Origin of the sequence: Halorarum halophilum, assembly GCF_013401515.1 — an archaeon.
In the GTDB taxonomy this organism is placed as follows: Archaea; Halobacteriota; Halobacteria; order Halobacteriales; family Haloferacaceae; genus Halorarum; species Halorarum halophilum.
The window spans coordinates 104275-126930 of record NZ_CP058532.1; the positions used below are offsets into that span (position 1 = coordinate 104275).

General features: G+C 61.6%; 32 protein-coding genes. 31 read left to right on the plus strand and 1 reads right to left on the minus strand.

The window, feature by feature from the left end:
- Position 1: 1 nt before the first annotated feature.
- The 31 genes from HUG10_RS21345 to HUG10_RS21495 all read left to right on the plus strand — a co-directional run bounded on the left by HUG10_RS21345 (position 2) and on the right by HUG10_RS21495 (position 22085).
- On the plus strand, positions 2 to 874 hold the full coding sequence (locus HUG10_RS21345) for a hypothetical protein (protein ID WP_179171709.1): 873 nt from the start codon (positions 2 to 4) through the stop codon (positions 872 to 874).
- Positions 864 to 1127 (plus strand): hypothetical protein, encoded by a 264-nt coding sequence (locus HUG10_RS21350; RefSeq protein ID WP_179171710.1) that lies wholly within the window; start codon positions 864 to 866, stop codon positions 1125 to 1127. The genes HUG10_RS21345 and HUG10_RS21350 overlap by 11 nt, the downstream gene beginning before the upstream one ends.
- The gene (locus tag HUG10_RS21355; RefSeq protein WP_179171711.1) at positions 1127 to 1345 is read left to right on the plus strand and encodes a hypothetical protein; all 219 of its coding nucleotides are present in this window, start codon (positions 1127 to 1129) and stop codon (positions 1343 to 1345) included. The genes HUG10_RS21350 and HUG10_RS21355 overlap by 1 nt, the downstream gene beginning before the upstream one ends.
- Positions 1342 to 1749, plus strand: coding sequence for a cysteine peptidase family C39 domain-containing protein (locus tag HUG10_RS21360; protein WP_179171712.1), 408 nt, complete (start codon positions 1342 to 1344; stop codon positions 1747 to 1749). The genes HUG10_RS21355 and HUG10_RS21360 overlap by 4 nt, the downstream gene beginning before the upstream one ends.
- Before the next feature lie 78 nt (positions 1750 to 1827).
- Positions 1828 to 2883 carry a GlgC family sugar phosphate nucleotidyltransferase gene (locus tag HUG10_RS21365; RefSeq protein WP_179171713.1) on the plus strand — a complete coding sequence of 352 codons (1056 nt, stop codon included), beginning with the start codon at positions 1828 to 1830 and terminating at the stop codon, positions 2881 to 2883.
- Between the two features lie 4 nt (positions 2884 to 2887).
- Positions 2888 to 3037, plus strand: coding sequence for a hypothetical protein (locus tag HUG10_RS21370; protein WP_179171714.1), 150 nt, complete (start codon positions 2888 to 2890; stop codon positions 3035 to 3037).
- Positions 3038 to 3067: 30 nt separating this feature from the next.
- A complete protein-coding gene (locus HUG10_RS21375; protein ID WP_179171715.1) occupies positions 3068 to 3382 on the plus strand; it encodes a DUF5802 family protein in 315 nt (104 codons plus the stop codon).
- A 574-nt stretch (positions 3383 to 3956) separates the two neighbouring features.
- Positions 3957 to 4814 carry an SPFH domain-containing protein gene (locus HUG10_RS21380; protein WP_179171716.1) on the plus strand — a complete coding sequence of 286 codons (858 nt, stop codon included), beginning with the start codon at positions 3957 to 3959 and terminating at the stop codon, positions 4812 to 4814.
- 3 nt (positions 4815 to 4817) lie between these two features.
- Positions 4818 to 4985: a hypothetical protein gene (locus HUG10_RS21385; protein WP_179171717.1), complete on the plus strand. Its 168-nt coding sequence runs from the start codon at positions 4818 to 4820 to the stop codon at positions 4983 to 4985.
- A complete protein-coding gene (gene thyX, locus HUG10_RS21390) occupies positions 4982 to 5899 on the plus strand; it encodes an FAD-dependent thymidylate synthase (RefSeq protein WP_179171718.1) in 918 nt (305 codons plus the stop codon). Before HUG10_RS21385 ends, thyX begins: the two co-directional genes overlap by 4 nt.
- A 16-nt stretch (positions 5900 to 5915) precedes the next feature.
- Positions 5916 to 6386: a transposase gene (locus HUG10_RS21395; protein WP_179171719.1), complete on the plus strand. Its 471-nt coding sequence runs from the start codon at positions 5916 to 5918 to the stop codon at positions 6384 to 6386.
- Positions 6383 to 6547: a hypothetical protein gene (locus tag HUG10_RS21400; protein ID WP_179171720.1), complete on the plus strand. Its 165-nt coding sequence runs from the start codon at positions 6383 to 6385 to the stop codon at positions 6545 to 6547. Before HUG10_RS21395 ends, HUG10_RS21400 begins: the two co-directional genes overlap by 4 nt.
- Positions 6540 to 6842 carry a DUF6378 domain-containing protein gene (locus HUG10_RS21405; RefSeq protein WP_179171721.1) on the plus strand — a complete coding sequence of 101 codons (303 nt, stop codon included), beginning with the start codon at positions 6540 to 6542 and terminating at the stop codon, positions 6840 to 6842. Before HUG10_RS21400 ends, HUG10_RS21405 begins: the two co-directional genes overlap by 8 nt.
- A gap of 155 nt (positions 6843 to 6997) precedes the next feature.
- On the plus strand, positions 6998 to 7978 hold the full coding sequence (locus HUG10_RS21410) for a hypothetical protein (protein WP_179171722.1): 981 nt from the start codon (positions 6998 to 7000) through the stop codon (positions 7976 to 7978).
- 421 nt (positions 7979 to 8399) lie between these two features.
- Positions 8400 to 8711, plus strand: a complete 312-nt coding sequence (locus HUG10_RS21415; RefSeq protein WP_179171723.1) for a hypothetical protein — start codon at positions 8400 to 8402, stop codon at positions 8709 to 8711.
- A complete protein-coding gene (locus HUG10_RS21420; RefSeq protein ID WP_179171724.1) occupies positions 8708 to 8977 on the plus strand; it encodes a hypothetical protein in 270 nt (89 codons plus the stop codon). The genes HUG10_RS21415 and HUG10_RS21420 overlap by 4 nt, the downstream gene beginning before the upstream one ends.
- Positions 8974 to 9501: a hypothetical protein gene (locus HUG10_RS21425; protein WP_179171725.1), complete on the plus strand. Its 528-nt coding sequence runs from the start codon at positions 8974 to 8976 to the stop codon at positions 9499 to 9501. Before HUG10_RS21420 ends, HUG10_RS21425 begins: the two co-directional genes overlap by 4 nt.
- Positions 9498 to 9980: a hypothetical protein gene (locus HUG10_RS21430; protein ID WP_179171726.1), complete on the plus strand. Its 483-nt coding sequence runs from the start codon at positions 9498 to 9500 to the stop codon at positions 9978 to 9980. The genes HUG10_RS21425 and HUG10_RS21430 overlap by 4 nt, the downstream gene beginning before the upstream one ends.
- A 1-nt stretch (position 9981) precedes the next feature.
- Positions 9982 to 11034, plus strand: a complete 1053-nt coding sequence (locus tag HUG10_RS21435) for a hypothetical protein (protein WP_179171727.1) — start codon at positions 9982 to 9984, stop codon at positions 11032 to 11034.
- Between the two features lie 79 nt (positions 11035 to 11113).
- Positions 11114 to 12283 carry a deazapurine DNA modification protein DpdA family protein gene (locus tag HUG10_RS21440; protein WP_179171728.1) on the plus strand — a complete coding sequence of 390 codons (1170 nt, stop codon included), beginning with the start codon at positions 11114 to 11116 and terminating at the stop codon, positions 12281 to 12283.
- Between the two features lie 131 nt (positions 12284 to 12414).
- Entirely contained in the window at positions 12415 to 13548 is a 1134-nt protein-coding gene (locus HUG10_RS21445) for a hypothetical protein (RefSeq protein WP_179171729.1), read from the plus strand.
- A complete protein-coding gene (locus HUG10_RS21450) occupies positions 13548 to 13928 on the plus strand; it encodes a hypothetical protein (RefSeq protein ID WP_179171730.1) in 381 nt (126 codons plus the stop codon). The genes HUG10_RS21445 and HUG10_RS21450 overlap by 1 nt, the downstream gene beginning before the upstream one ends.
- Positions 13925 to 14251 carry a hypothetical protein gene (locus tag HUG10_RS21455; RefSeq protein ID WP_179171731.1) on the plus strand — a complete coding sequence of 109 codons (327 nt, stop codon included), beginning with the start codon at positions 13925 to 13927 and terminating at the stop codon, positions 14249 to 14251. The genes HUG10_RS21450 and HUG10_RS21455 overlap by 4 nt, the downstream gene beginning before the upstream one ends.
- The gene (locus HUG10_RS21460) at positions 14251 to 14571 is read left to right on the plus strand and encodes a hypothetical protein (protein ID WP_179171732.1); all 321 of its coding nucleotides are present in this window, start codon (positions 14251 to 14253) and stop codon (positions 14569 to 14571) included. Before HUG10_RS21455 ends, HUG10_RS21460 begins: the two co-directional genes overlap by 1 nt.
- Positions 14572 to 14972: 401 nt before the next feature.
- Complete coding sequence (locus HUG10_RS21465; protein ID WP_179171733.1) at positions 14973 to 15368, plus strand: hypothetical protein; 396 nt, start codon at positions 14973 to 14975, stop codon at positions 15366 to 15368.
- Positions 15361 to 15789, plus strand: coding sequence for a hypothetical protein (locus HUG10_RS21470; protein WP_179171734.1), 429 nt, complete (start codon positions 15361 to 15363; stop codon positions 15787 to 15789). The genes HUG10_RS21465 and HUG10_RS21470 overlap by 8 nt, the downstream gene beginning before the upstream one ends.
- A gap of 202 nt (positions 15790 to 15991) precedes the next feature.
- The gene (locus HUG10_RS21475; RefSeq protein ID WP_179171735.1) at positions 15992 to 16588 is read left to right on the plus strand and encodes a helix-turn-helix domain-containing protein; all 597 of its coding nucleotides are present in this window, start codon (positions 15992 to 15994) and stop codon (positions 16586 to 16588) included.
- 689 nt (positions 16589 to 17277) lie between these two features.
- Positions 17278 to 17721, plus strand: a complete 444-nt coding sequence (locus tag HUG10_RS21480) for a hypothetical protein (protein WP_179171736.1) — start codon at positions 17278 to 17280, stop codon at positions 17719 to 17721.
- On the plus strand, positions 17718 to 18059 hold the full coding sequence (locus tag HUG10_RS21485) for a hypothetical protein (protein ID WP_179171737.1): 342 nt from the start codon (positions 17718 to 17720) through the stop codon (positions 18057 to 18059). The genes HUG10_RS21480 and HUG10_RS21485 overlap by 4 nt, the downstream gene beginning before the upstream one ends.
- Before the next feature lie 96 nt (positions 18060 to 18155).
- Entirely contained in the window at positions 18156 to 21152 is a 2997-nt protein-coding gene (locus HUG10_RS21490; protein ID WP_179171738.1) for an adenosylcobalamin-dependent ribonucleoside-diphosphate reductase, read from the plus strand.
- A gap of 123 nt (positions 21153 to 21275) precedes the next feature.
- On the plus strand, positions 21276 to 22085 hold the full coding sequence (locus HUG10_RS21495; RefSeq protein WP_179171739.1) for a hypothetical protein: 810 nt from the start codon (positions 21276 to 21278) through the stop codon (positions 22083 to 22085).
- On the opposite strand, the gene HUG10_RS21500 is transcribed toward HUG10_RS21495, so the two are convergent.
- A complete protein-coding gene (locus HUG10_RS21500) occupies positions 22086 to 22640 on the minus strand; it encodes an AAA family ATPase (RefSeq protein ID WP_179171740.1) in 555 nt (184 codons plus the stop codon). It abuts the gene before it with no gap.
- Positions 22641 to 22656: the final 16 nt, after the last annotated feature.

The following is a 22656-nucleotide window of genomic DNA, read 5'->3' on the forward strand; positions in this document are numbered from 1 at the left end:
GATGGCGCTGGAAGATCGGCTCGAGGACCACCTCGACGAACTACGAGCAACGCACGAAGAGCAGATCGACGAGTACGTTCGCGCGGCCTACGACGAAGGGCTGTACCACGAAGCAGTCTGGCTTCGGAACCTCGGCGCTCAGCTGTCGAACCCGACGCCCGACCCCGATGGCGCACTCGAGCGCATCCGCTACCGGACGCAGGCTCGCGTCGAATGGTACGATGAGGCGCTCCGGACGGCTGTCCTCGACAACGTCGACTCGGACGATGAGAGCGCCTACGAGACGCTCGCGTCCCTGTACGACGATGGGCTCACTGTCGACCGACGTGGAGAGTCGGAGGAGATCAAGTGGGTGAACCCGGACGGATCTGCGGTGCTCCAGGACCGCGAGGTGTTCTACCTGCTGACCGTCACGCCCGAGACGTACTACGACTGGGCGACGGCGATCGCGGTCATCGAGGCACGGAACGTCGGCCGTGTCGCGATTCAGCTGGAGTGCGAGGAAGTCATGGGCCACGTATGGGTCGACCCGCTCGACGAGTCGACGACGCCCATGGCCGCCCGACTCCACGGCGAAACGTACGGACGCGACGGCGTTCCGTTCTACCCACCCGTGACGGAGCACGGTCGGTCACGCGTGTGGCCACTGTTCCAGGCGGGGTCGGGCCCGGCCGAACAGCTCCCCAGTGTAGATGAGCTCGTGGACCAGCGCGAACGCTGGTTCGTGAACTACTCGCGGATGCAGAAGGGTGAGCTCCTCTCGGACGACTGGGCGGACGAGCCAGTCGACCTCTCCGAGCACAACGTGGAGTTCATCTACCGACAGTTGCTCCCGCGCAACCTCGACCAATACCTCCCCAGCCATGCCGAATAAACCACTCGCAGACTGGCAAAAGATCATCATCATGGCCGCCGCGCCGTACCGCGGCAACCGCTCGGTCGCGAAGAAAGCCGAGTGCTCCGTGTGGGCCGTCCGGAAGTACCGCAATCAGATGAAAGACGAAGGCCGCTCACTCGACGTGGGTGTCACCGACGAGTACGGTGACCCGCTCGTGAGCGAGGCGGCAATGGCGATCCTCGACGACGTCGTCGCGGACGGACTCAGCCAGGACCGGGGGCGCATCTGATGGCACCTCGGATGAAGGATGTCGCAAGTGTCGTCCTGGTCGGCGCCCTGACTGCGGTCTGGCTCCACCAGACGCTCACTCCCGGCGTCGAAGTCGACTTCGCCGTCAAGACGCTGGTCCTCACGTTCGCCATGGCCGGCGGAATCACCCTGTTCGGGAAAGGGACGGTGCAGGCGGCTCGCGAGTTCGTCGGAAACGGGTCCTCGAACGACGAATGAACCACGTCCCCCAGGAGAGCTGGAACGACTGCGCTCCGGCGTGTTTGGCGATGGTGACCGATCTCCCGCTCGCGACCGTCAGGGATGAAGTATCGGTTCCAACGTCGCACGCAGAGATCCACGGATTCCTGCTTCGCCACACGAACGGGTCCCGCCTGATTACGATTCTGGACCCGCTCCCCGTCGGCGAGCTCCGTGATCATGCTGACCTGTTCGCCGACGACCGACCGTTCGATGAGCGAACCCTGATCCTGACCGTCGAATCGCCGAACCCCGAAGTGGAGTGGCACGCGGTCGTCGTCCACGAAGGTGAGCTCATGGACCCACAGCTGTACTGGGAGGAGCTCAGCGAGATCGACGACGTCCTCTGCACGTGGGGATTCGAAGTCGACCTGCGCGAGTAGCTATTACCTGTCACTGATACGTTCAAGTCCGACTGGCTTACAGGTACCCTTATGGTTGTGTAAGCTATCTGTTTATTCATGCAGGCTGTTATAGATGCGACGGGCAACGTGTCCTCGCTGTCCCCGATCAACGACCGGCGGTCGCACTTCACCCTCCCCGTGGCTGGAAAGACCGTGATCGAACACGTCGTCGACACTCTCGTCGAGATCGGCGTCGAACGAATCGCCATCGTCACTGACGAGGATTCACTCCGGACCGTCTTCGGCGCAGAACGCGGTGTCGACCGGCTCGCAACCGAAGACGTCGAGCTGTGTTTCGTCAAGCACTACTACGTCGACCGAGCCGCGAAGACGAACGGACTCGCCAGTGACTCGGGGTTCCTCTGGGTCCGCGGCGACATCCTGTACGACCAGGAGTCGCTCGCCGAGCTCGCCGAACACGACGCGGCGATCGGTCACGTGAACCTCCCGACAGCCGGTGTTCACGGACGCCTCGAGTTCAACGGTGACCGCGTCCGCGCTCGGCCTGGGGATATCGAACACTCGGGAGCGCACATGGCGTACGCGTACAAGTTCCCGGCTGAGGCTCACGAGTGGGACTACGGCATCGACCCCATGACGATCGAGCTCGCAGACACGCACAGCCCGGAGGCGGTGCTCGTCGACTGGACGCCGATCACGAACCCGAACGACTACCTGGAGGCGAACCTCGCGTTCGCCGCTCGCCAGGAGGGTGGCGACATCGTCTGGGCGGAGTCCAGCCTCGACGAGGGGCTCGCTCAGAACTGCGTCATCACGGGCCCGTGTGTGATCGGGGAGGACGTGACCATCGAACCCGGGGCGATCGTCGAATCATCCGTCATCCTCGACGGTGCCACCATCGGGGCTGGCTCGTACGTCGGCCACTCGGTGATCGGCGAGGGGGCAACGGTCGAGCAGAACGTCACCACGAACACGCGAGCGGCCAGTGGCGAGACGATCGTCGCTGAGTTCGACGGTGAGCGGATCGACACGGGGCGGACTGAGTTCGGCGCGATCGTCGGTCCGGGCGCGACGGTCCAGGCGGGCGTCACCATCCGCCGAGGGACGACGGTCGACACTGGGCTCACTGTCGATCCCGGCGAGACGGTCTGAACTGATGGGACGCGACCTACTCTTGTTCGCAGCCGGCTACGCGCTGGTCGCAGTCGCGTTCTACCAGACGCCAGTGGGAATGCTCCTCGCGGCGCTGTATGGGGCTGGCGCGTTCGCCTGTGTCAGTGTGTGGGTCCAGTATCGGGAAAACTGATATAACCTATTTGATACGTATCGCCTGATAGTGTACGTCGAACACCTGTCTCCCGGCTACTGGGTGACGGAACTCGACGTCGTGGAGTGGGACGACGAATACGCGGTGATGGACACCGCCGACCACGCCGCGCTCGCCGAGTTCGTCTATGGATGCAGTAACCACCCGCTCCTCGTGAAGGAACACCGGAACACGAACGTCCACCTCCCGGTGTACCCCGAGAGCTCGATCCCGGAGGGGACGATCGTCGTCCCAGCAGAGAAACCAGCGTTCGAATCCTCCCGCGAGATCGTCCTCATCGTGAAGGAGAACTTCGCCAAGAAGCTGTTCAGGCTGATGGGCTAATCGGGACTGACCCCTTCCGAACCCCTGTATGTACGTACATACGCGTATGTACGTACGTGCAAAAAGTTTTGAATACCGACAGGCCCGCTGTAGAGGTTCAGACACTACCAGGGCCTCGACGACCCACTTCTGACGCCATAACCCCCACCCTACACGGGGGTAACATGCCCTTCCACGCGTTTCGCCCGAAATTGGCCCATACACGAGCGCCTCAAGCCTCCTACCTCCTGAATACGCAATGTTGAGCGAACCTTCGACGTTACCCGAGAGGTTTCCTCCCACGAACCATTCATCTCGGATGGCCCAGAGTATTCTTCATGACACATTCTCACTCATGCCACCACCAGCGTTTCTTCAGGTATTCTATGAAGGCCATCCGAATAATAGGCTTGCAAGGTCGCCCACGTAACTGGGTTTTTCTTGTATAAGAAATCTGATGTAGATGGAAATACTTAATAACGCTTACAGTTTACATTAGAATACCCACAGCTACCCAGTGGGCCCCGCGCTTGACGCGCGGAACGGAGTAATCAATGAAAGGAGATCGACACGGTTCGGAACGGAGGTACCGCTAATGGAGACGTTCGACGTTCTGCGAGGAGGGTTCACGATTCTGGTCGTGATCGGCCTGGTTGTATCGGCGGTCGGCGCCGCCTCGATCGAAACTGTCGACGAGGGTCACGTGAAAGTGGTCAAGTACAAAGGTGAAGCCCGCGGGACGTTCACGCCCGGCGACTGGTACTTCATCAATCCAGCCACCCAGAGCACGGTCAGTATCAACACTCGGCCACAGAAGATGACGTTCTCGGACCAACCGGGTGAGGGTGAGAAAAACCGGGACGATTCGATCAAAGTGATCACGCACGACGACGTTCGTGTCCCGGTCAATCTGCAAGTCACGTACAAGGTCACCGATGCTCGCCAGTTCTACGAGACCTGGCAAACACACGAAAACTTCCGTGCTCGTGTCCTCTACCCCGGCGTCGAGGACGGCGTGCTCGAAGTCGGTGGTGGCACTGAGTCGACTGTGATCGCAACTGACGAAGGGCGATCCGTGATGCGCAAAGCAGCCTTCGATGAGCTCCAGGAGCGAGCCGAAGGAACGGGTGCCGTGATCATGTCGGTGTCGATCAAGAAGGTCAACCTTCCGAGCGACATCACCCACGCAGCGGCCCAGGCCCAGGCGATGGAGCAGCAGAAGGTCGCCAAGCAGAAGGAGATCGAGATCGCCGAGCTCGAAGCCGAGCGGAAGCTGATCGAAGCCCGTGGTGACAAGGAAGCGGCGCTCGAGCGCGCCGAGGCGTACCAGCACGAGGGCGTGATCGAGGCGATGTACATCGAGAAGCTCGATGAGACGGACACGGTCTACATCCCCGTTGGCGCTGACGGCCTCCCAACGCACCTCGACGTGAACACAGACGAGGACGAGTAAGTCATGTCCGCGTTCGTCTACGTTGGCCTGATCCTGTTCTGGGTCTCGCTGCTGATCGTCGGTGTCGTGCTGTACCGACACATGAACCAGCGGGCTGAGAACCGCCACGAACAGACCATGAAGAAGCTCGAAAACCAGGAGAAGCTGTTCGAGCACGAGGACGAGCTATGAGCTCGGTGAGTGTCGGTCGAATCGACGACCGGTACACGCCCGAAGAGCTCGTCTGCGTCGGCGCACGCAACGACTACCGCGACGAGGGCGTCCTCGAGTACGAGTACGCCGAGATCATGGACGGCGCGTCCTGCAATCTCGACCACCTGTACGACGAGGCATCCGACGCCGGCCAGGTCGTGCTCGTCGACGACTCGATCCCACCAAAGGCGGAGGGTGTCGTCGAGAAGCGTGAGAAGAATGGCGAGGACGAGTACGAGACGCACCGCTACTGGGTCTCTGACTCGGGCGTGCGGACGCGAGCTCGCCAGAAGACGCTCCTCGACCACCTGATGCAGGGTGGGCACTGGGGCCCGTTCGAACACCCGGCGTGTACGATCGCGATCGAGGGGATCTCGCGAACGGCGATGGCCCAGCTCCGGACGCACCGGCACTTCACGTTCGACGTGATGTCGCTCCGGTACGTCCGCGTCGACACGGGCGAGCTCCTGGAGACGCTGGACTTCGAACACGACCCCAAGCCGTTCGAGGACCTGTTCGAGTACCCGGAGGCGTTCACCGCCGACGAGGTGGCAACGCGCCACGGCGTCGAGAAGGTCGAAGCCACCGCAGAGATGCGCCTCCGCGCAGTGAACCACGCCTACAGCCAGGCGGCGGACGTCTACAACGAGCTCGTCGACTGGAAGGTGCCGCAGGAGGAAGCACGGAAGATCCTCCCGATGGCGACGAAGGTGAACATGGTCGTGAGCGGGAACGCTCGCGCCTGGATGCACCTGATCAATATCCGCGGGAAAGCGAACGTGCAGGGAGAAGCCCGCGAGATCGTGGACGGCTGCTTCAACGAGTGCAAGCAGTGGATGCCGTACACGTTCACTCGATACGACGAGATGCTCCCGATGCCGCTCACACCATAACGGAGACACGAAACCAATGAGTAACACAGCAACTGACGCAACGATCGACAGCAGAGACGACATCCCGGACCGCGACGAGCTCGTCGAGCTTCGCCGCAACCAGGGACTCACGAATGAAGACATCGCGGAGCGCCACATCACGGAGTTCAGCCCCCGTCAGATCGGGATCTTCGCATCGATGTACGGTATCAAGAAGGGCTGGAAGGACGCGGAGTATCTCCGCGAACAGATCGAGAACGGGGTGACCGTCGAAGAGCTGGCCGAGCAGTGGCCCGTCACCGAGAACACGGTCCGCAACTGGCTCCGCGAGTACGACATCGACGAGAACCCGCTCCCGGACGCGTTCACCGACGCGATCGAGGCGCTCGAAGCCCTCCAGGACGCAGCCGAGGAATACGGTGGGGACGACCTGAAGCGCAACTACGACGAGTACGTCGAGATCGCCAACCAGCTCCAGGACGACTTCGACGACTGGAAGAACGCATGAGCGACCCGCAGTACGAGATCCGTGTGGACGACGACCGCTCGTGGACGACGAACAGCGAGTTCGCCGAGTACGATGCGACGCACTTCGTCGCGGGGGCGCTACTGGGCGGTGCCGAGCACGTGACGATCCGCCAGGTCGAGGGCTTCGACGACGATGAGTGAGGACGAACCCGAGCCGTCGATCCTCGCGAAGGCGGACGAGACGGTCGGTCAACGCGCCAGGGAGTACGGCCCGCCCACGGAGAACTTCCAGGTGATCGCGGACATGTGGTCTGGCTACCTGGGCATCGAGATCACGGCGTACGACTACAGCCAGATGATGCAGCTCGCCAAGATCGGGCGGACGAAGACGGGGTCGCCTGACCGCGACACCCACCTCGATCAGGCCGGCTACGCCCAGTGTACGGACCTGGTGTACCAGGACGGGTCGCGCCCTTCGCCACCGCAGTTCGGCTAAGGGCGAACCCCTCACGTTTCATACACATACGAATGCGGCCACGAATCATACACCGAAGAGGCGGAGCCTCACGGTTTCGAGAACAGTATAGAGTCTGACTTATCAGCTAAAAGAAACTTATATAATCGCTCCCTGTCAACTATAGGTAAAGAAAAATGTCCACCCAAACTTCCGTCGTGGAGAACAGCAAGCGCCACTGGGCGCTCCTCTGTCTCGCGCTCTATCAGGACGCGAACGGAGACGGCGCGACGACCAGAGAACTGTACGATGCCGCCGAGGGCGTGTTCGATGACGCCAAGGACGTTTCGTACACGTGCCGCGATCTGTTCGACGAACGCGGCATCGTCGAGCGAGAGCCCGACCCGAACACGCACAGAGCGTACCGGTACTACCTCAACGAACAGGGCTGGGGCGCGCTCAAGAGAGCGGGTGAGCCGACGCAGACGGCCGATGGCCAACCCATCGGTCGGGGCGTCGTTTCACTCCCGGCGAAGCCGCCAGCCGTCAAAGCACCGACTACGAAACAGACGATCGACGTCGCGATCGATGAGACCGGAGAAGATCCCGGCCCGTTCGCTTCGGCCAAAGCCCGTCGACGCTACTTCGCCGAGAAGCGGGACGAAGATTATATCGAGTGGCTGGAATCCGAGTGGCGACCGGAGAACACGGTCGACGACGGTGACGACCAGTCAGAGTCGGTGACTGACGAGCTCGACGAAGCGATCGCACTCAACAAGCGAGCGGACGCTGGCGGTGAGATCCAGTTTGAAGGGCTCGACGAGATGATGAACGACGTCCTCGGCCAGGATGACTCCGACGAGCTGCGCGACCTTCCCGAGACGATCGATCTCTCGCCCGACTGGGACTGGCTCGGCACCCAGCTCGTCAAGCTCGGCTTCGTCGGGTTGGCTCGTGAAGCGTTCGAGGGCAAGCTCTCGCCGACGATCGTCCACAACGACATCCTGGATACGATCTACAAGCACGCGAACGATCCGGACGTCGACCTGGACTTGGAAGCGCCCACCGACGGCGCCCTGACGCTGGTCGAGTCCGCTCCCGACCCGGAGGAGGTCGCCCAGTTCAAGCAGGCACTCGGCATCGACACCGAGTCCAGCGACACTGCGACCGCATCCTGACATGCCACCAGCAACAGCTGACCCACTTGGACTTCGCCGGGGTTCGACTCCTCGGGTGGGCGTGCGCTCCCCACAGGCGCCTACCAAATGCTGTGGGATGGACGAAAGAAATGCAAGCAGCTACCCAAACTGACTCCCCAGAGCCCGTCGCGCTCGACGAGGAAGATGAGTTGTCCATCCGTGAAATGGACGATGCGGATCTCGTCGTCGAGTACGCCCGGGCTCACCAACGAATCGAGAACGAATTAGAACGGATGGATAGTCTGTTCGAAGAACTACGCTTCCGCTCGAAACACGGAGACCGCCCATGACGGTGCGGTCGCTCACGATCGACGGATTCGGGCACGATGATGGCGAGCCGGTCCTTCGCGTGTCGGCTGTAACGGACGCTGATCCGTGGGGCCGATTCGACCTACAGTACATGGTCCTCCCCGCGTCGGCGCTCGATGACGCGCTCCTCCCCCGCGGAGAGCCGGACGAGCAGTTCGACCCCGGACAACCGGTGTTCGTCGTCCGTGATCGGCGAGAGATCCGTGCCGTGTGGGAGTACGACGCGCCACTGGCCGAGTGGATGGATGCGGTGATCGACGCCCGCGGCTACCGGTGCGTGATCGAGTACAACCCGCGAGAGGGCGACCAGTTGACGTCGGTCGCCGGTCATACCGTTCGGCTCCGGTCGAACGACGTGAGCGCCTTTCGCCAGATGCGGTCCATCCTGGGGGCCGAGTCATGATCGACCCGAACTTCCTGTTCGTCCTGGACGACGACAGTGAGGTGTTCGAAGACGGGTACGGTCACCAGCCCGCCAGCCGAGTCGCGGTGGCCAGCTACTACTCGGACTTCTGGTTCCCGAGCAACAGTCACCCCCGGACGTACCCGACGTACAAGGCGACGGGCGCGAACGGCCAGGTGTACATCCGAGAGAAGGACGTGCAGTACATCGTCGAGCTCACGAGTGACGAGTTCCGCCCGCTCGATGGCGACGGAGTAGAGGCATGACCGACGAGTTCGTTCCTGTCCGCCGCGAGGTCGCCGTACGCGCCGCGAGAGAGCTCGGAGAGACGGCCGAGTACTGTGACTCGTCTGAGCAGATGGAGCGCATAGCGCAGCTGCTGGAGGCCGTAGAATCGATTCAGCGGTCACTCGATGGTGACCATGAGGGGAAGCTCAGTCACCCCGACCAGGAGACGTGCGTTCGCGAAGAGGCGTTCCTGGACCGAGACTCGGTTATCGAGGAGATGGACGGCGTGGGCTGGTACGTCACTCGCTCGTGCCCAGTGTGCAATCGGTGCTTCGTATACGTCTACGAGTTCGAGGGCATCTTCGACACTGACGAGCAGGAGTACGTCGACCACCAGACGTACCACGAGTACGGTCTCGGCGACATGGACTGGGACACGGACGAGGGGTACTACGGCGACTTGGATTACTCCATCCCGGCCACCGACAACGCACGATTCGAGCGCGTGTACATCATGGACCGCATTCTGAACGAGCACGACGAGCTCGTGAGGTCGATATGAGCATCGACTTCTCTCACCAGGAAGCCGAGGTGGAGCGTCTCACCGCTCGCGGCGAGGAGATCGGCGTGGAGTGGTCGCCGAGACTCAGCAAGTGGTCGCTCATTCCTCCGGAGTGGATTTTCGACTACGCAGAACACGTAGTAGACGTACCACACGGGAAAGACGCGTATATCCAGCCGATCGTCCGCTGGAACTACAACCGGGGTAAAGACTGGATGGTGTACGATGGTCGGTGGTATCTCAAGATTCGGTACGCCGCGAACGTCGCGTCGGTCTGGAGGTACCTTCACCGCCAACTCGCAACTCTGGGCCCTCTCACGTACATCGCGAGCGGGACTACACCCAACATACGGTCGCAGTCCCCGGGCACGCCTCTCAAGCCACCTACGACTGAGTATCACTTCGAATGGGCACACCGAGACGATAACCACGAGGGGATCACGGTAAACACGCTCTCGATCGCGCCGATGGAGGAGTAGGATGGCCGTCGACGACGTGCCGGATGCGAACGCGGCCACTCCGGATGAACGCCTCGAACGGGCGATCTACGACCAGGAGCTCGACGCTCGCGAGGACATCATCGAAGCGTGCCCCATCGACATCTACGTCTCGTCGATCAACCCGTACTGGGGCTACCCACACAAGCTCATGTCGTACTACGAGACGCGGCCTGGCGTCCGTGATTCGACTCGCCAGGTGATCATCGACTCGGGCAAGCGCAAGATCGGCAACATGAGCGAGATCAAGCAAGCGGCTCGCGACATGCATGCCCATCAGATGATTCCGCCGGACCCGACGCCGTACACCGACGGGTACGATGAGCTCACGCCAGAATCGCACGCTGAAGAGCTGGCCGAGCACTACTGGGACTGGTACACAGACGACATCGACACGCGGTTGTTGATGCCGATTCACCCGCCGTTCACTCACTTCGTCGACGAGCTCCGTCACTGGGACCCAGGGCGTATCCTCGGCTTCGAAGACGACCCGTACTTCGACTACCCGAAGACGGCGGCCGAAGAAGAACGGTACCTCGCTGGCGTAGAGCACTTCTCGCTGACGTACGACCTGATCGATGCGGTCGATGGGGTAGCTGTTGGCGGGCTCTTGAGCCTGGGCGTCCACGAGCAGATTGCGGCGCTGAAAGCCGTCCGGAACGCGGTCGGCCCCGACAGCCACGTTCACGCACTCTCCCCGACGCCACGCCCGGAGATGCTCCTGTTCTTACGCAAGAACCCGGGAGTGATCGACTCGTTCGATCTCTCGACGCCCGAGACGGCACCTGGTGGGAACAAGCTCCCGGACGTTCGGTTCTACCCGCAGATCGAATATCTGTTCCCGCCAGCCCATGCCAACATCACGCCGATCCGTGGCGTGGCCTCGACGATGATCGCCCTCCTGCTCAACTTCTGGCTGAGCCCGTGGGTGAAAGAGGAGGCGCTGATGGAGATGCTCGACGAGCACTACGAGTGGGTCGAGCCAGAACCGGATGGACAGACCGATCTCGACGGGTTCGACAATGGGGACGACTGACGCTCGCCCGGCCCTCCCGGTCGACGATCGGCCTGAGCCGAGTCGAGAGCCCGACCCGGCCGCGGTGACTCGCTTCTGGATGGGTGAGAGTAAGCCGTGGGTCGTCCTCGAACGACTTGCAGGGACGCGACTGACCGCGGGCGACGTTCTCTCCGAACACGACTACTACTCGGATGCGTACCAGTGTCTCCTCGAGTACGAGCAGGAGTGTGACGTTGACGAGTGTGTCCACGAGATCGGCGGCCGGTGTGCCACGTGTGGAACGCTCCGCATCGTCATGGACCCGATCGAAGAGCCGCTTTGTTTGGAGTGTGGCGAGCTCCTGTTCCGCGACGTCTACCAGCGGACGCTCGAGGAGTTCGTTCGGGAGACGCTGGCGTTCGATATGTTCTGGGGCGTCTCCTCCGGCGCCCAGCGAAAGGCGATCCGTGTCCTCTCACATGGGTTCGACGAACGCGAGCCGGACGAGCTGGCGGTCATGCTGAACTACGCGACGAAGAACAACCAGTTGCTCACCCCGAAGGGGCTCGAACTACTGCTGAACGTCGACGCCATGTTCATCGACTCGGGTGGCTACTCGTTCTTCGAATCCAAGGGCGAGTACACGACAAGCGACGAAGCCTACCTGCGATACGTCGCTCGCGCCCAGCCCGACTACTTCGCCCTGCGAGACTACCCGTGTGAGCCGGACATCTTGGATGAACGGGACACGACCGTCACATGCCACCAACAGCTCACGACCGAGAAGGCCCAGATCCTCCTGGAGTTGATGGACGAGTTCGAGATTCAGGCGATGCCGGTCGCGGTCGTCCAGGGCTGGGCTCCCTCGGACTACCAGGACCATCTGCGCCAGCTGTACCGTGCAGGTGTCCTCGATCAGGTGGAGTACATCGGCATCGGAACGCTCTGCTGTCGAGAAGACGTTGGTCAGATCGCGACGATCGTCAAGGCCGTCCGTGATAGCGTTGGCCCGGACTTCAAGATCCACGGCTTTGGCGTCAAGCGAGAGGCGTTAGAGCGACCGGACGTCGTCGAGAATCTGGACTCGGCGGACACACTCGCGTATTCGATGAAACCGATGTACGATTCCATCGCGACTGGTGGCATCGTCTCGAACACCTGGAAACACGAGGCGCGTGGGTTCCTGGACTACTACGCGACCGTCCACCACTCACTCAACATGATCGAGGCGGGCGAGGCGGACGATGATGTCGTCGCACAACAGACGTTCTCCTCCTATGGGGACTGATACAAACGAGGGACACCCGGCCCAGTCTTGCGATTTAGATAGGTAAGAAAACAGAAACTTATTTACTCTCACCCTGCTTACTAATAGGTACCACTCAGCGTGGAACCTGGGTGATGTGGAACGGAGTTCCTATGGAGAGAGAAGGACCAGATACGTACGACGAGCCCGGTCACGACCGGGCAACAGGTATCGACGATCCGGTGACTGACGCCGAGTATGGCGATCAGGGTTACCGGCCGGAAGACGACATCGACCCGAGCGAGGGCGACCCGTTCGAGTACTCAATGGAGGATGAGTACGCGGTCGACGCCGATGAGTTCGGTCCCGGAAACGAGAACTACGGAACGTACTGTGCCGACGATCACGAGCACGCGGCTCGCCAGGCGCAGGACGAGCACCCGGACGAGGACCTGAGTAGCGTGTACGTCACGCACGTCGAGACGGGTGAGGCCAAGCGCGTCGAGCTCGGCTCGTCTGATGAGGATGACGGAATGTTGGGTGACGAGTTCGTCGAGAACCTCGAGCAGAACGCAGAAGACCCGCTTCTGGAGCTCCTCGACGAGGCACCCGAGTCGAACGTGACGCTGACCACGTGCGAGGCGTACATGGAGGCGCACGACGACCAGTGGACGCTCCTCTCGGTCACGGACGAGGGTGATAGCCTGTTCTACCTGCGCGACACCGAGCAGGCGTTCAGCAACGTGCTCAACGCCGCCCGCGCGCTCGCCGAGTACAACCAGTACCCGAAGGAGCGCGTCGGGATCGTGACCGTCACGCTCGCTGTCCCGTACCTTCAGGCGCGGAACGACGAGCGAGAAGACGAAGAGTCGATCGTCCGAAGCACGGTGATCGATCAGCTCGACGGAGGCGTTCACCCGTCGATCGTCACTGATTTCAGCATCGTCGAACGCGTCGACGGGGTTGAGTTCGATGCGGAGGATATCGAGGGAAACTCGTTCGACGTCCGGACCGCCCTCGACGCGATCCACCGATCCCCGGAGCCGTCTGGTGCGGGTGGGGATGGGCCTTCGCTGGCCCCTGAGCCCCAGGACTCGGTCCCGGACATGCTCGACATCGTCACCTGGCATGATGGCTCCAGCGCCCGCAAGGGTGAGGTCGTCTCGATCGATCTCGACGGAGGTGAGCCCACCGTCATGGTCGACGACTACTACACGAAGGCCAGTGACAGGGTGCTGGTCAGCGACATCGAAGACATCGAAACGCCAGAGTACAAAGAGACGCCCGACCACGAGGTGTTCAACTGATGGGGTTGCTCGTTCGGCTCTGGCACTCGGTGACGGGCTCTTCGGGGTCTGACTCCCACTCCTCGAAGGCTGACCAGCAGAGCTCGGAGCCCGAGACGGACTCCCCGCCGGAACCAACGATGGTCAGGACGCCCGACGTGGGCGATATCGTCACTGGTGAGACGGAACAGGGACAGGTCGAGGCGATCGTCGAGCGGATCGACTACCCCGACGCGGGCGCTCCGATCGTCTACATCGACGAATACCCGTACGCACTCCCGCTCGACAACTTCACCAGTGTTCACACGCCGGGCGAGAAGACCCTCCCCGAGCATGCTGTGTTCGGAACTGACCCACCGGAGCACCCGGTGTTCGAACCCGACGATGAGGTACCGGCATGAGCAACGTCATCCAGCGAGTCGAGCGTCGGGAGGTCGACGACTGGGGGTTCATCGTTGGCTTCAGCCACGCGTTGTACGGGGCGCTCACGCCCGACGGGAAGATTATCGCCTTCATCGGGTGGTGGCAATCCACGTATGCGACGCAGGCGCACTTGGCGACTGTTCGTGGAATCGCGGATGAGGAATACCGAGGGCGACCGCAACTCGACGGTGACACGGTCGTCGTCAACACGGCCTCGAGCCAGGTTCCAGAAGTGCTCCCGCCGTCCATGTACGAGTTCGCAACTCACGAGACAGCCGCGGCTCACGGGGTGGTGGCATAATGGGGTCTGTCGAGTTCGGTGAAGTCGAGTCGGTCAACGACGCCGCAGACAAGCAACCCGACGACACGGTCGACCACGTCCCTGACAACATGGCGCCGCACTTCGCTGGCGCGTACAAGAAGGGCGCACTGGCTCGCCGTGCTGGAGAGAGTAAGACGGCGAACCCGTACGACGCCCGGTACAACCCGAACTCGTGTATGGGCGGAGAGTGGGGTCACGTCTGGTCGAACGCCTGGCGACTCGGCTACAAGAACGAGAGCCGGAAGGAGGACGGCGACCGACTGATCGGCTACAACAAAGCATGGAAGATGGGGCGCTGATGGCGTCGGCTGATTCGGTCCCTGACTCCCACCCTCCGGAGGCCGACACCGAGGATTCGGAGGCCGTGCCGGACGAGCTCAAGTGCTACAACTTCGACGCGTGCGGAAACGCGACTCCAGGCCCGTCTAACGGGTCGTGTGACGAGTGTATCGACGAGGCTCGCACCCGTGGACGGGGTCACGAGCTGGGATCGGACGAGTAACCATGACACACATTGAACAGCGGCCCTCACCGCCGGGGCGGGGTGCAACAGCCACGCGAACTGAATCGACTGAACTGTGCTGGTCGCTCACGCGATCGGCCCGAACTGAATCGAATCCCTGTACCAAGGTGAAAAACACATATGGCGCAACACACTCGCCCGTATCCCTACGTAGAGTCTCGCCGGAACAAACAGCTCATGGCCCTGCACGAGAAGGGGCCGCTACTCGGAGACGAGCTCCCGAACGGCGCACGATTTACCCCGCAGGCCCGCCGGTACGTCGGTGGACTGCACCCGCCCTGGGGTCGGGGCCAGTCGGTATGGTACCTCTGGGGCGACGAGCGAGCCGCAATGAAGCGGTTCGTTCAACAGTACGAAGACGAGATACGGGAGACAATGGATGCGAAGAACAACGCGCTATCGACGCGGCTCGACGACGCGCTCTGGCGGATGCTCTGCGAAGAGTTCTTCTGGCTGGTATCGACCGAAGACGAGCGAACGGAGATAGCGAAGCAACAACGAAAGACCAGATCCAAGCAGATCCAGGACGAGATCGACGCGGAAGCCGACGAGGTGGAGGAAGTCGATGTCTGACGACGATGCGGAGGTCGAGTTCGACGACTCGCTCGACCCTGGGAACCGAACGGTGTACTTCGAACGAAGTCAAGACGACGAGAAGGAGTACCCGGACACGTACCGGAAGGCATCCGTCACGGAGTTGGCATCGGGACGGGAAGTACTCAGAGTCGGTCTCACTGCGCGGCAACTCCAGGGATGGGCCGATACGCTCGGGGCAAAGCTCTCGGATGATCGGCGTCGGGTCGGTGAGGATCTTGCGACGGTCGACGAGGTGTACGTGCTGTACCTCACGCGTGATGGTGCACACGTCGAATCGAAGGGTGTCGCGTTCACGTTCAACGCGGCGAAGAAGGCGCAAGCCCGCCTGAGAGACGACCTGGAGATGCCGTGGTCTGAGGAGATCGAGATCGAGACGATCCCGTTCTTCACTGACTGACCACGGTGCCCGACCTTGCAGTAGATCAGTCAGCATACTAATCAATTGTGATTCATTCTAAATACGGGTGACACCTACCCTGTATCTATATGTCTGTATAGTGTAATCGACGGGTGACCGACACCTAATGACATTAATTGCCGAATTTACGATGACGACGCCGTTGCTCCGAGAGGCGGGACAAATGTCATCAGGGACGCGTGTGACGTTCGAGGACTTCGCGATCAATACGAACTCGGTCGGGGATGCGCGTGAAACGGTGATATTCTGGGGAGAAGGGGAGAATCTCAACAGCTTCGAAGAGGGGCTCCGCTCGAACGGGTACATCGAAAGTTACGAGATCCTCGCTGATGTGCCACCCGACCATCGACTGTATCGAGTGACGTTCACGCCGGAAGCGATGTGTCTCTCATCGTATGCGCTCGTCATGAAGCACAATCTCGTCTTTACCGATGTTCACGGAGAGAACGGGACGATCCACGCCAGGGCACGTGTGCATGACCGCGATCGACTCAAGGGATTTCTCGCAGATATGGGCGACATCCCCGAGCTCACGATCGAAGTAGATGGGCTCTACGACGAAGTAGCAAACGCGGACACGTACACGAGTGGCCGGTTCAAGATCTCACCTGCACAGCGGAAGGCGTTGGAACTCGCCCTCGATACCGGGTACTTCGAAGAGCCTCGAGAGACGACGCTCGAGGAGCTCGGAGATGAGCTGGGCGTCTCCGAAGGGGCGGTGGGTGGTCGCATTCGTCGTGGAGTACGGGCGCTCGTCGAGTATTATCTAAAACAGTAATTGGGCCGATACGGTATTTAAAAGCTCTAACAGTAGAGGCCCAGGTTTAGTGTCTCACTGAGAGTGTGTTTACTCGGAAACGTGTCTCTGCACCAGAGCGTCCGGTTTGGTGTGAGGTCGGGGTAGAGATATCCCTCGGCGTGTATGTCCAGAATTTCTATGGGACATCGAAAATCACGAAGACGGTAGTGTGAATTTCAATATAAGACTTCATACATATCCGAAGGTTTAACTTCTATTCGCGTATAGGTACCACTACCCCTTCAGATAGGGGTCGTTGCCCTACCCAGGCAACAGCTACCCACACCTCCCCAGATGTCGACCGCCCCCGATGCACGACCGGTGTCACCGGTCCGTGCAGAGACGAAACCGCTGGTCCGCCCCACCGCCATCGCTGGCGATAGTGAGTACGTGGTCCAGTTCGAGATCGATCGTTCGGTTAGCTCGCACTCAGCGATTCAGGAGCGAGCTCGAACGATCTGGTCATCCCCTGAGGCGCTTCGCAACGACAGGTTCAGCGAGCGCCTCATCGCGTCCGAGTCGGGAGTAATCGATGGGATTTGTGGTGGCGTCCTCCGGCACTCGCCCGAGCAGACGCTGTGGTGCGATAAGTACCGCGGTGTCCACCTCCTCGCAGGAGCATGGGCTGGATACGTCGAGGGATGCCAGCGTCACCACATCGAAGAACCATGAACACCGAACCCAACGACATACTCGAAGAACAGAAGGAGATGTTCACCGCCAAGAACGACGACTACCGCGACACCTGGATCGTGTCGGGGATGGCGCTCTCGGCGCTGCACAGCGAGCCGGTCACGCTCGAAACAGACATCGACCACATCGTGAACGGGAACGTTCACCGCCTGCTCGACAAGATCCTCCGCGGCTACAGCACCGCGGTCATCAACGACGACGTGAACTTCGAAGCGGCCGTGGACTCGTTCCGCGACGCGGCCACCTACGCGGCGATGATCGCGTCCGCGCTCGAAGGAGAACCGACGACTCGCCTCCAGACCGCCTACGACAACGCGCTGGGAGAAACGCCCGGCGTCCGCGAAGAGACGGTCAAGATCACGGCGCACGACGAAGCGTCGACCAATGGAACGGCATCGGACACGGAGGCGGAACAATGAGCTGGGAGACCGCGTTCGACGACCGCTACCAGGAGATGGCCTGGGTCGTCGCCGACCAGCAGGAGATGCTCCCCGAGTACACCGGCCAGAACGACTACCAGCTCCAGCTCGACGCGATCCGGGCGGGGACGCTCGACCTGTCGGCTGCGATCCGCGGCGTCGGTCGCCACGACGAGGACGCGCTCGGGACGGAACTCGCCCGCCTGCTCGTCGCCGTCCACCAGCTCTCGGTCTCCCTCGATGTCAGCCCGTGGGAGTACTACCGAGATGAGCAGAAAAACAACATGAACAAAACGGGCGTAACGGCCGCCAGCGGGTCTCTCGGCAACGACCAGTAAAACCGCAAGCAGGCGGCTACGTATAGACTTATAACCCTTCGTCGATTACTCACAAGGTACCCACTCCTGGAACGGAGTGTATCAGATTAGCCGAATATGAGCAAACCAGACATGAGTGTGCGCCTCCCCAAGAAGCGAACGAACGGTGCCACCCTCGCCGACAACCTAACCGAGAACGCCTACGACCGAATCATCCCGCCACGCTATCTCAAGAAAGACGCAGACGGGAACCTCCTCGAAGAGACCGAAGATCTGTTCGAACGCGTCGCCAAGAACATCGCCGTCGCCGAAGCCGTCTACACGGCTGACGACGTCCAGATCCAGCCAAAGCACATCAAGCCCGACCACCCCCGACGCGCCGACATCGTCGACGACGTGTTCGGCTGTGGTGACGGATGCCCGCTCGACGAGTCCGTCCCCCTCACCGAAGAGAACGCCAAATGGGTCGACTACGATGCCCTCATCGACGGTCTCCCGGATGCCACCACAAAGGTCGTCGAAGGGATGCAAACCCAGTTCCAGATCCTGATGGAACAGCTGGACTTCGTTCCGAACAGCCCGACGCTCGCGAACGCCGGCGACGAGCTCCAGCAGCTCAGCGCCTGCTTCGTCATGAGCCCGCAGGACGATCTCGATGACATCCACAACACGCTCACGGACGCGGCGCTGACGTTCCAGTCCGGCGGCGGCGTTGGCTACGCGTTCTCGTACCTGCGCCCGTACGGTGACACGGTCGGCTCGACTGGTGGCATCGCCTCTGGTCCGCTGACGTTCATGCGGACGTACGACCAGATGTGCCAGACGATCGCCCAGGGCGGCATGCGCCGTGGGGCGCAGATGGGCGTCATGCGCGTGACTCACCCCGACGTCATCTTCTTCATCCACAGCAAGAACAAGGACGTCAGTCTGGCCCAGGCGCTCCGCCTGGACGACCCGAAGGACTACACGAACACCTCCTACGGCGAGGCACTCGCGGAAGCACGCCAGATCCTCGACCGGTTCACCACCGACGACGGCCAGATCGACCCGCACCTCCGGAACGCGGTCGAAGCACAGCTCGCCAACTTCAACATCAGCGTCACCGTGACGGACGAGTTCATGGAGGCCGTCAAGAACGACGACATCCACACGTTCATCAACCCGCGCACGGGCGAGCCGCACATCGCGACCGCAGAGACCGAGGAGATGTACGGGTGGTTCGATCTCGACGAGTACGTCACCGTGGGCGAACCGCTCGCGATCCCCGCCCGGGAGATCTGGGAAGACATCATCGAAGGCGCTCACGAGAACGGCGAGCCGGGCGTCCTGTTCATCGATGCTGCGAACCACGACCACTCGTTTCCGACCGAGTCGACGCCGACGTGGAACGGGGATGCAGACCCGTTCGAGATGTCCACCACGAACCCGTGTGGCGAGCAGTGGCTCATGGAGAACGAGGCGTGCAACCTCGGTCACATCAACCTCAGCACGATCGTCGACGAAGACGCCCTCGACTGGCGCGAGTGGGTGGACGACGAGTACCCCTTCGGCATGTCGGACGACGCCGAAGAGCTCCGGCTGGCGATCCGTGACTTCCTCGACGACGCGATCGACTGGGGCGAGCTCAACTCACGCGTGGAGCTCGGAACGCGGTTCCTCGACAACGTCGTCACCATGTCGGCGTTCCCCACCCCCGAGATCGAAGAGACGGTCCGGAAGAACCGCAAGATCGGCCTCGGCGTCATGGGGCTGGCTCAGCTGTTCGTCCAGCTCGGGACCAAGTACGGCTCCGACACGTCGAACGAGGTTACCCGTCAGGTGATGCGCCACATCAACCAGCGGTCGAAGAAGGCGAGCCGTGACCTCGCTCGTGACCGGGGCGCGTTCGAGAACTGGCGGCACAGTAAGTACGCTGACGTGGCGAACCACGCCGACTGGTTCGAACGCCAGACCGGGGAGAGCGCCGGCGACTGGTACGACGAAGGCGGCTACCCGATTCGCAATCACAACACGACGACGATCGCGCCCACGGGGACGACCGGGATGATCGGTAACACCAGCGGCGGCTGTGAACCCATCTACCAAGTCGCGTACAAGAAGAACGTCAGTCAGGACATCCAGGGAGACGAGCAGCTCGTCGAGTTCGACGACTACTTCCTGCGCGTGCTCGAGGCGAACGACATCGACGTCGAGGCGGCCAAGCAGGAGGCGCTCGACCAGATGAACGCAAACGAGTTCGAGGGTGTCCAGTCGCTCGAGACGGTTCCAGACGCGATCGGCGAGCTATTCGTCACCACGGACATGCTCACCGGGAAGGAGCACGCTGCGATCCAGTGTGCCGCCCAGGAGGGAGTCGACTCGGCCATCTCGAAGACGGTCAACTTCCCGAACGACGCCACGCGAGAAGACGTCGCCGAGGTGTACGAGTACCTCTGGGAGAACGGTGCCAAGGGCGGAACCGTCTACCGTGACGGCTCGCGCTCGAAGCAGGTGCTCTCGACTCGCGCGGATCACGGCATGGGAGCCGACACGAGTGATCTCTCGCGCGAGGAGGCCGAAGAGCTGATCGATGAGATCGCGGACGAACACGGCATCCCGCTCGTCCCGAGTACGGTCAATGCCGACGGTGAGGCGGTCGCTGAACCGAGGGACCCCGGCAAGGTGCTGGAGGCTCGGCGAGAACGCATCAAGACCGGGTACGGACAGATGTACGTCAACATCGGCTTCGACGAGGAAGGACGCCCGGTCGAGACGATCTGCAACATCGGGAAGTCGGGCGGGTTCACCAACTCGATGGTCGAGGCGATCGGCAAGTTGTCCTCGCTCGCGCTCCAGGCTGGTGTCCCAGCCGAGGAAGTGATCGAGAAGCTGGACGGGATCAGCTCACCGGACATCGCGTTCGACGACGGCGAGCAGATCGCCTCCCTTCCCGACGGGATCGCGGCGGCGCTCCAGCGGGCGATCGAGTCCCGCCAGGATGCAACGCTCCAGATCAACGCGTACGATGACCACAATCCGAACGATCAGTCGTGTGCCGACTGTGGCGCGGCGGTCGTCATGATCGGTGGCTGTCCAGCCTGTGCAGAAGAGTGCGGCTGGTCGAAGTGCGGGTAATCAGGTAGATCGACCACCTGCTGTTTTTGGCACTGCTTGCGAATCGATGCAGGGGGAGTGGTAAGCTACAAAACACGTAAATACTGATAGTACCAACTTTCTGATAACCTCCCCGGGTATCTCATGGAAAAGGAGACTGCGGAAGTGTCGTCGACCACCAACTGGCTGCACCCGCAGCTCCGAAGCGCAGGTCTCGACATCTACGACATCGAAGGGTACAGTCTGGACGAAGACACCGAGTCGGTCGAGCTCCTGATCGACAGAGTCCGCGTCGACGACGTTCGCGGCTACAACCCAGGGCGTGTCTGGCGCGAGTACCAGGGAATGGCTGACGACGACGAGGTTCACGCCAAGCACATGCTCGCACGACGGGCCGACTGTGACTACACGGTCGCGTTGTACGACGACGAGCGCGTTCGGGTGTACTTCATTTCCGAACACACGGCCAAGCCCCTGACGGACGAGCTCACGTTCCCTGAGTTCGGCGTGTGGGTGTTCTCGCACAATTCGACCACGGAGCTGAGCAAGGAGTTCATCCACGACGAGCAGTTCCCCAGCCTGGACGCGGCCCTCCGTGCGAACGGGACGCCGTGGCCGCCGAACCTCGACGGGTTCTGGTACGACGGTGATCGGGTGCGGTGCCTGATCGAGTACCAGACGACGAACGTCACGTCGCCCGCGAACCACTCGAACAATCGCTACTTCTCGGAGGATCTCGGTCGGTGGAAACACCTGTGGGGAATGGCGGAGGCGCTGGACCTTCCCCTGGTGATCGTGGTGTGGTCACCGAACGACCAGTACGCGGATGAGGTAAAGGTGAAGCTCGTCCATGACGTTCAGTTCGTCGGTCGGGAGCGTGGTCTCTCGTATGCGGATGTGAAGCTCCTGGATGCAGACTCCGTCGCAGAACACCTCGCTGAGCTCGTCGACTGATCAGTACGTCAGTTCCCAGGCGATCCAGACGATCTCGTTTGCGAGCTCGGCCAGTCCCCTGTTGTTGTGAACGATCGCGTCGGCACGGTCGAAGTACTCGCCCATGCCTGCATTGTGTTCACGGTCGGTCCGTTCTTCGAGTTTCTGGGCGGCGACGTCGTGGTCTTCGTACCCTTCCCCCCTCCCTGTACGGGCTGCAAACCACTCTACACGGGATTCGTCGGGGGCCGCGACCCACACAACGACGGTCTCAACGCCTAATTCGGCCTCCAGGTACTCGAGTTCGGCGGGATTCCTCGTTCCTTCCAGGACTACGAGTTCGTGGTCGTCGAGGAGATCTTCGAGGTGGTCGGCACAGGCGACGGCGACTCCGTGTGGGCCGTGTTCGTCTCGGAGTTGCTGGGCGTAGTCCCACACTTCGTCTTCGGTGGTCCAGTTCACGGTGTCGCGGAGGACGTCGCCCATGCCGACGACGGGCCAGTCGGCGTCTGCGAGGATCGAGGCGGCGGTGCTCTTTCCGCTGGCGGGGTATCCTGTGAGGGCTAATACTGTCATACTGATACATCATCTG

Coding starts and splice junctions, on each gene's coding strand:
- HUG10_RS21370 (WP_179171714.1), top strand. CDS start 2,888: ATGGGACGCGACCTACTCTTGTTCGCAGCCGGCTACGCGCTGGTCGCA.
- HUG10_RS21465 (WP_179171733.1), top strand. CDS start 14,973: ATGGCCCTGCACGAGAAGGGGCCGCTACTCGGAGACGAGCTCCCGAAC.
- HUG10_RS21430 (WP_179171726.1), top strand. CDS start 9,498: ATGAGCATCGACTTCTCTCACCAGGAAGCCGAGGTGGAGCGTCTCACC.
- HUG10_RS21435 (WP_179171727.1), top strand. CDS start 9,982: ATGGCCGTCGACGACGTGCCGGATGCGAACGCGGCCACTCCGGATGAA.
- HUG10_RS21495 (WP_179171739.1), top strand. CDS start 21,276: ATGGAAAAGGAGACTGCGGAAGTGTCGTCGACCACCAACTGGCTGCAC.
- HUG10_RS21470 (WP_179171734.1), top strand. CDS start 15,361: ATGTCTGACGACGATGCGGAGGTCGAGTTCGACGACTCGCTCGACCCT.
- HUG10_RS21455 (WP_179171731.1), top strand. CDS start 13,925: ATGAGCAACGTCATCCAGCGAGTCGAGCGTCGGGAGGTCGACGACTGG.
- HUG10_RS21410 (WP_179171722.1), top strand. CDS start 6,998: ATGTCCACCCAAACTTCCGTCGTGGAGAACAGCAAGCGCCACTGGGCG.
- HUG10_RS21405 (WP_179171721.1), top strand. CDS start 6,540: ATGAGTGAGGACGAACCCGAGCCGTCGATCCTCGCGAAGGCGGACGAG.
- HUG10_RS21450 (WP_179171730.1), top strand. CDS start 13,548: ATGGGGTTGCTCGTTCGGCTCTGGCACTCGGTGACGGGCTCTTCGGGG.
- HUG10_RS21460 (WP_179171732.1), top strand. CDS start 14,251: ATGGGGTCTGTCGAGTTCGGTGAAGTCGAGTCGGTCAACGACGCCGCA.
- HUG10_RS21445 (WP_179171729.1), top strand. CDS start 12,415: ATGGAGAGAGAAGGACCAGATACGTACGACGAGCCCGGTCACGACCGG.
- HUG10_RS21395 (WP_179171719.1), top strand. CDS start 5,916: ATGAGTAACACAGCAACTGACGCAACGATCGACAGCAGAGACGACATC.
- HUG10_RS21345 (WP_179171709.1), top strand. CDS start 2: ATGGCGCTGGAAGATCGGCTCGAGGACCACCTCGACGAACTACGAGCA.
- HUG10_RS21360 (WP_179171712.1), top strand. CDS start 1,342: ATGAACCACGTCCCCCAGGAGAGCTGGAACGACTGCGCTCCGGCGTGT.
- HUG10_RS21415 (WP_179171723.1), top strand. CDS start 8,400: ATGGTCCTCCCCGCGTCGGCGCTCGATGACGCGCTCCTCCCCCGCGGA.
- HUG10_RS21350 (WP_179171710.1), top strand. CDS start 864: ATGCCGAATAAACCACTCGCAGACTGGCAAAAGATCATCATCATGGCC.
- HUG10_RS21425 (WP_179171725.1), top strand. CDS start 8,974: ATGACCGACGAGTTCGTTCCTGTCCGCCGCGAGGTCGCCGTACGCGCC.
- HUG10_RS21490 (WP_179171738.1), top strand. CDS start 18,156: ATGAGCAAACCAGACATGAGTGTGCGCCTCCCCAAGAAGCGAACGAAC.
- HUG10_RS21500 (WP_179171740.1), bottom strand. CDS start 22,640: ATGACAGTATTAGCCCTCACAGGATACCCCGCCAGCGGAAAGAGCACC.
- HUG10_RS21385 (WP_179171717.1), top strand. CDS start 4,818: ATGTCCGCGTTCGTCTACGTTGGCCTGATCCTGTTCTGGGTCTCGCTG.
- HUG10_RS21355 (WP_179171711.1), top strand. CDS start 1,127: ATGGCACCTCGGATGAAGGATGTCGCAAGTGTCGTCCTGGTCGGCGCC.
- thyX (WP_179171718.1), top strand. CDS start 4,982: ATGAGCTCGGTGAGTGTCGGTCGAATCGACGACCGGTACACGCCCGAA.
- HUG10_RS21400 (WP_179171720.1), top strand. CDS start 6,383: ATGAGCGACCCGCAGTACGAGATCCGTGTGGACGACGACCGCTCGTGG.
- HUG10_RS21440 (WP_179171728.1), top strand. CDS start 11,114: ATGGGTGAGAGTAAGCCGTGGGTCGTCCTCGAACGACTTGCAGGGACG.
- HUG10_RS21480 (WP_179171736.1), top strand. CDS start 17,278: ATGAACACCGAACCCAACGACATACTCGAAGAACAGAAGGAGATGTTC.
- HUG10_RS21485 (WP_179171737.1), top strand. CDS start 17,718: ATGAGCTGGGAGACCGCGTTCGACGACCGCTACCAGGAGATGGCCTGG.
- HUG10_RS21365 (WP_179171713.1), top strand. CDS start 1,828: ATGCAGGCTGTTATAGATGCGACGGGCAACGTGTCCTCGCTGTCCCCG.
- HUG10_RS21420 (WP_179171724.1), top strand. CDS start 8,708: ATGATCGACCCGAACTTCCTGTTCGTCCTGGACGACGACAGTGAGGTG.
- HUG10_RS21380 (WP_179171716.1), top strand. CDS start 3,957: ATGGAGACGTTCGACGTTCTGCGAGGAGGGTTCACGATTCTGGTCGTG.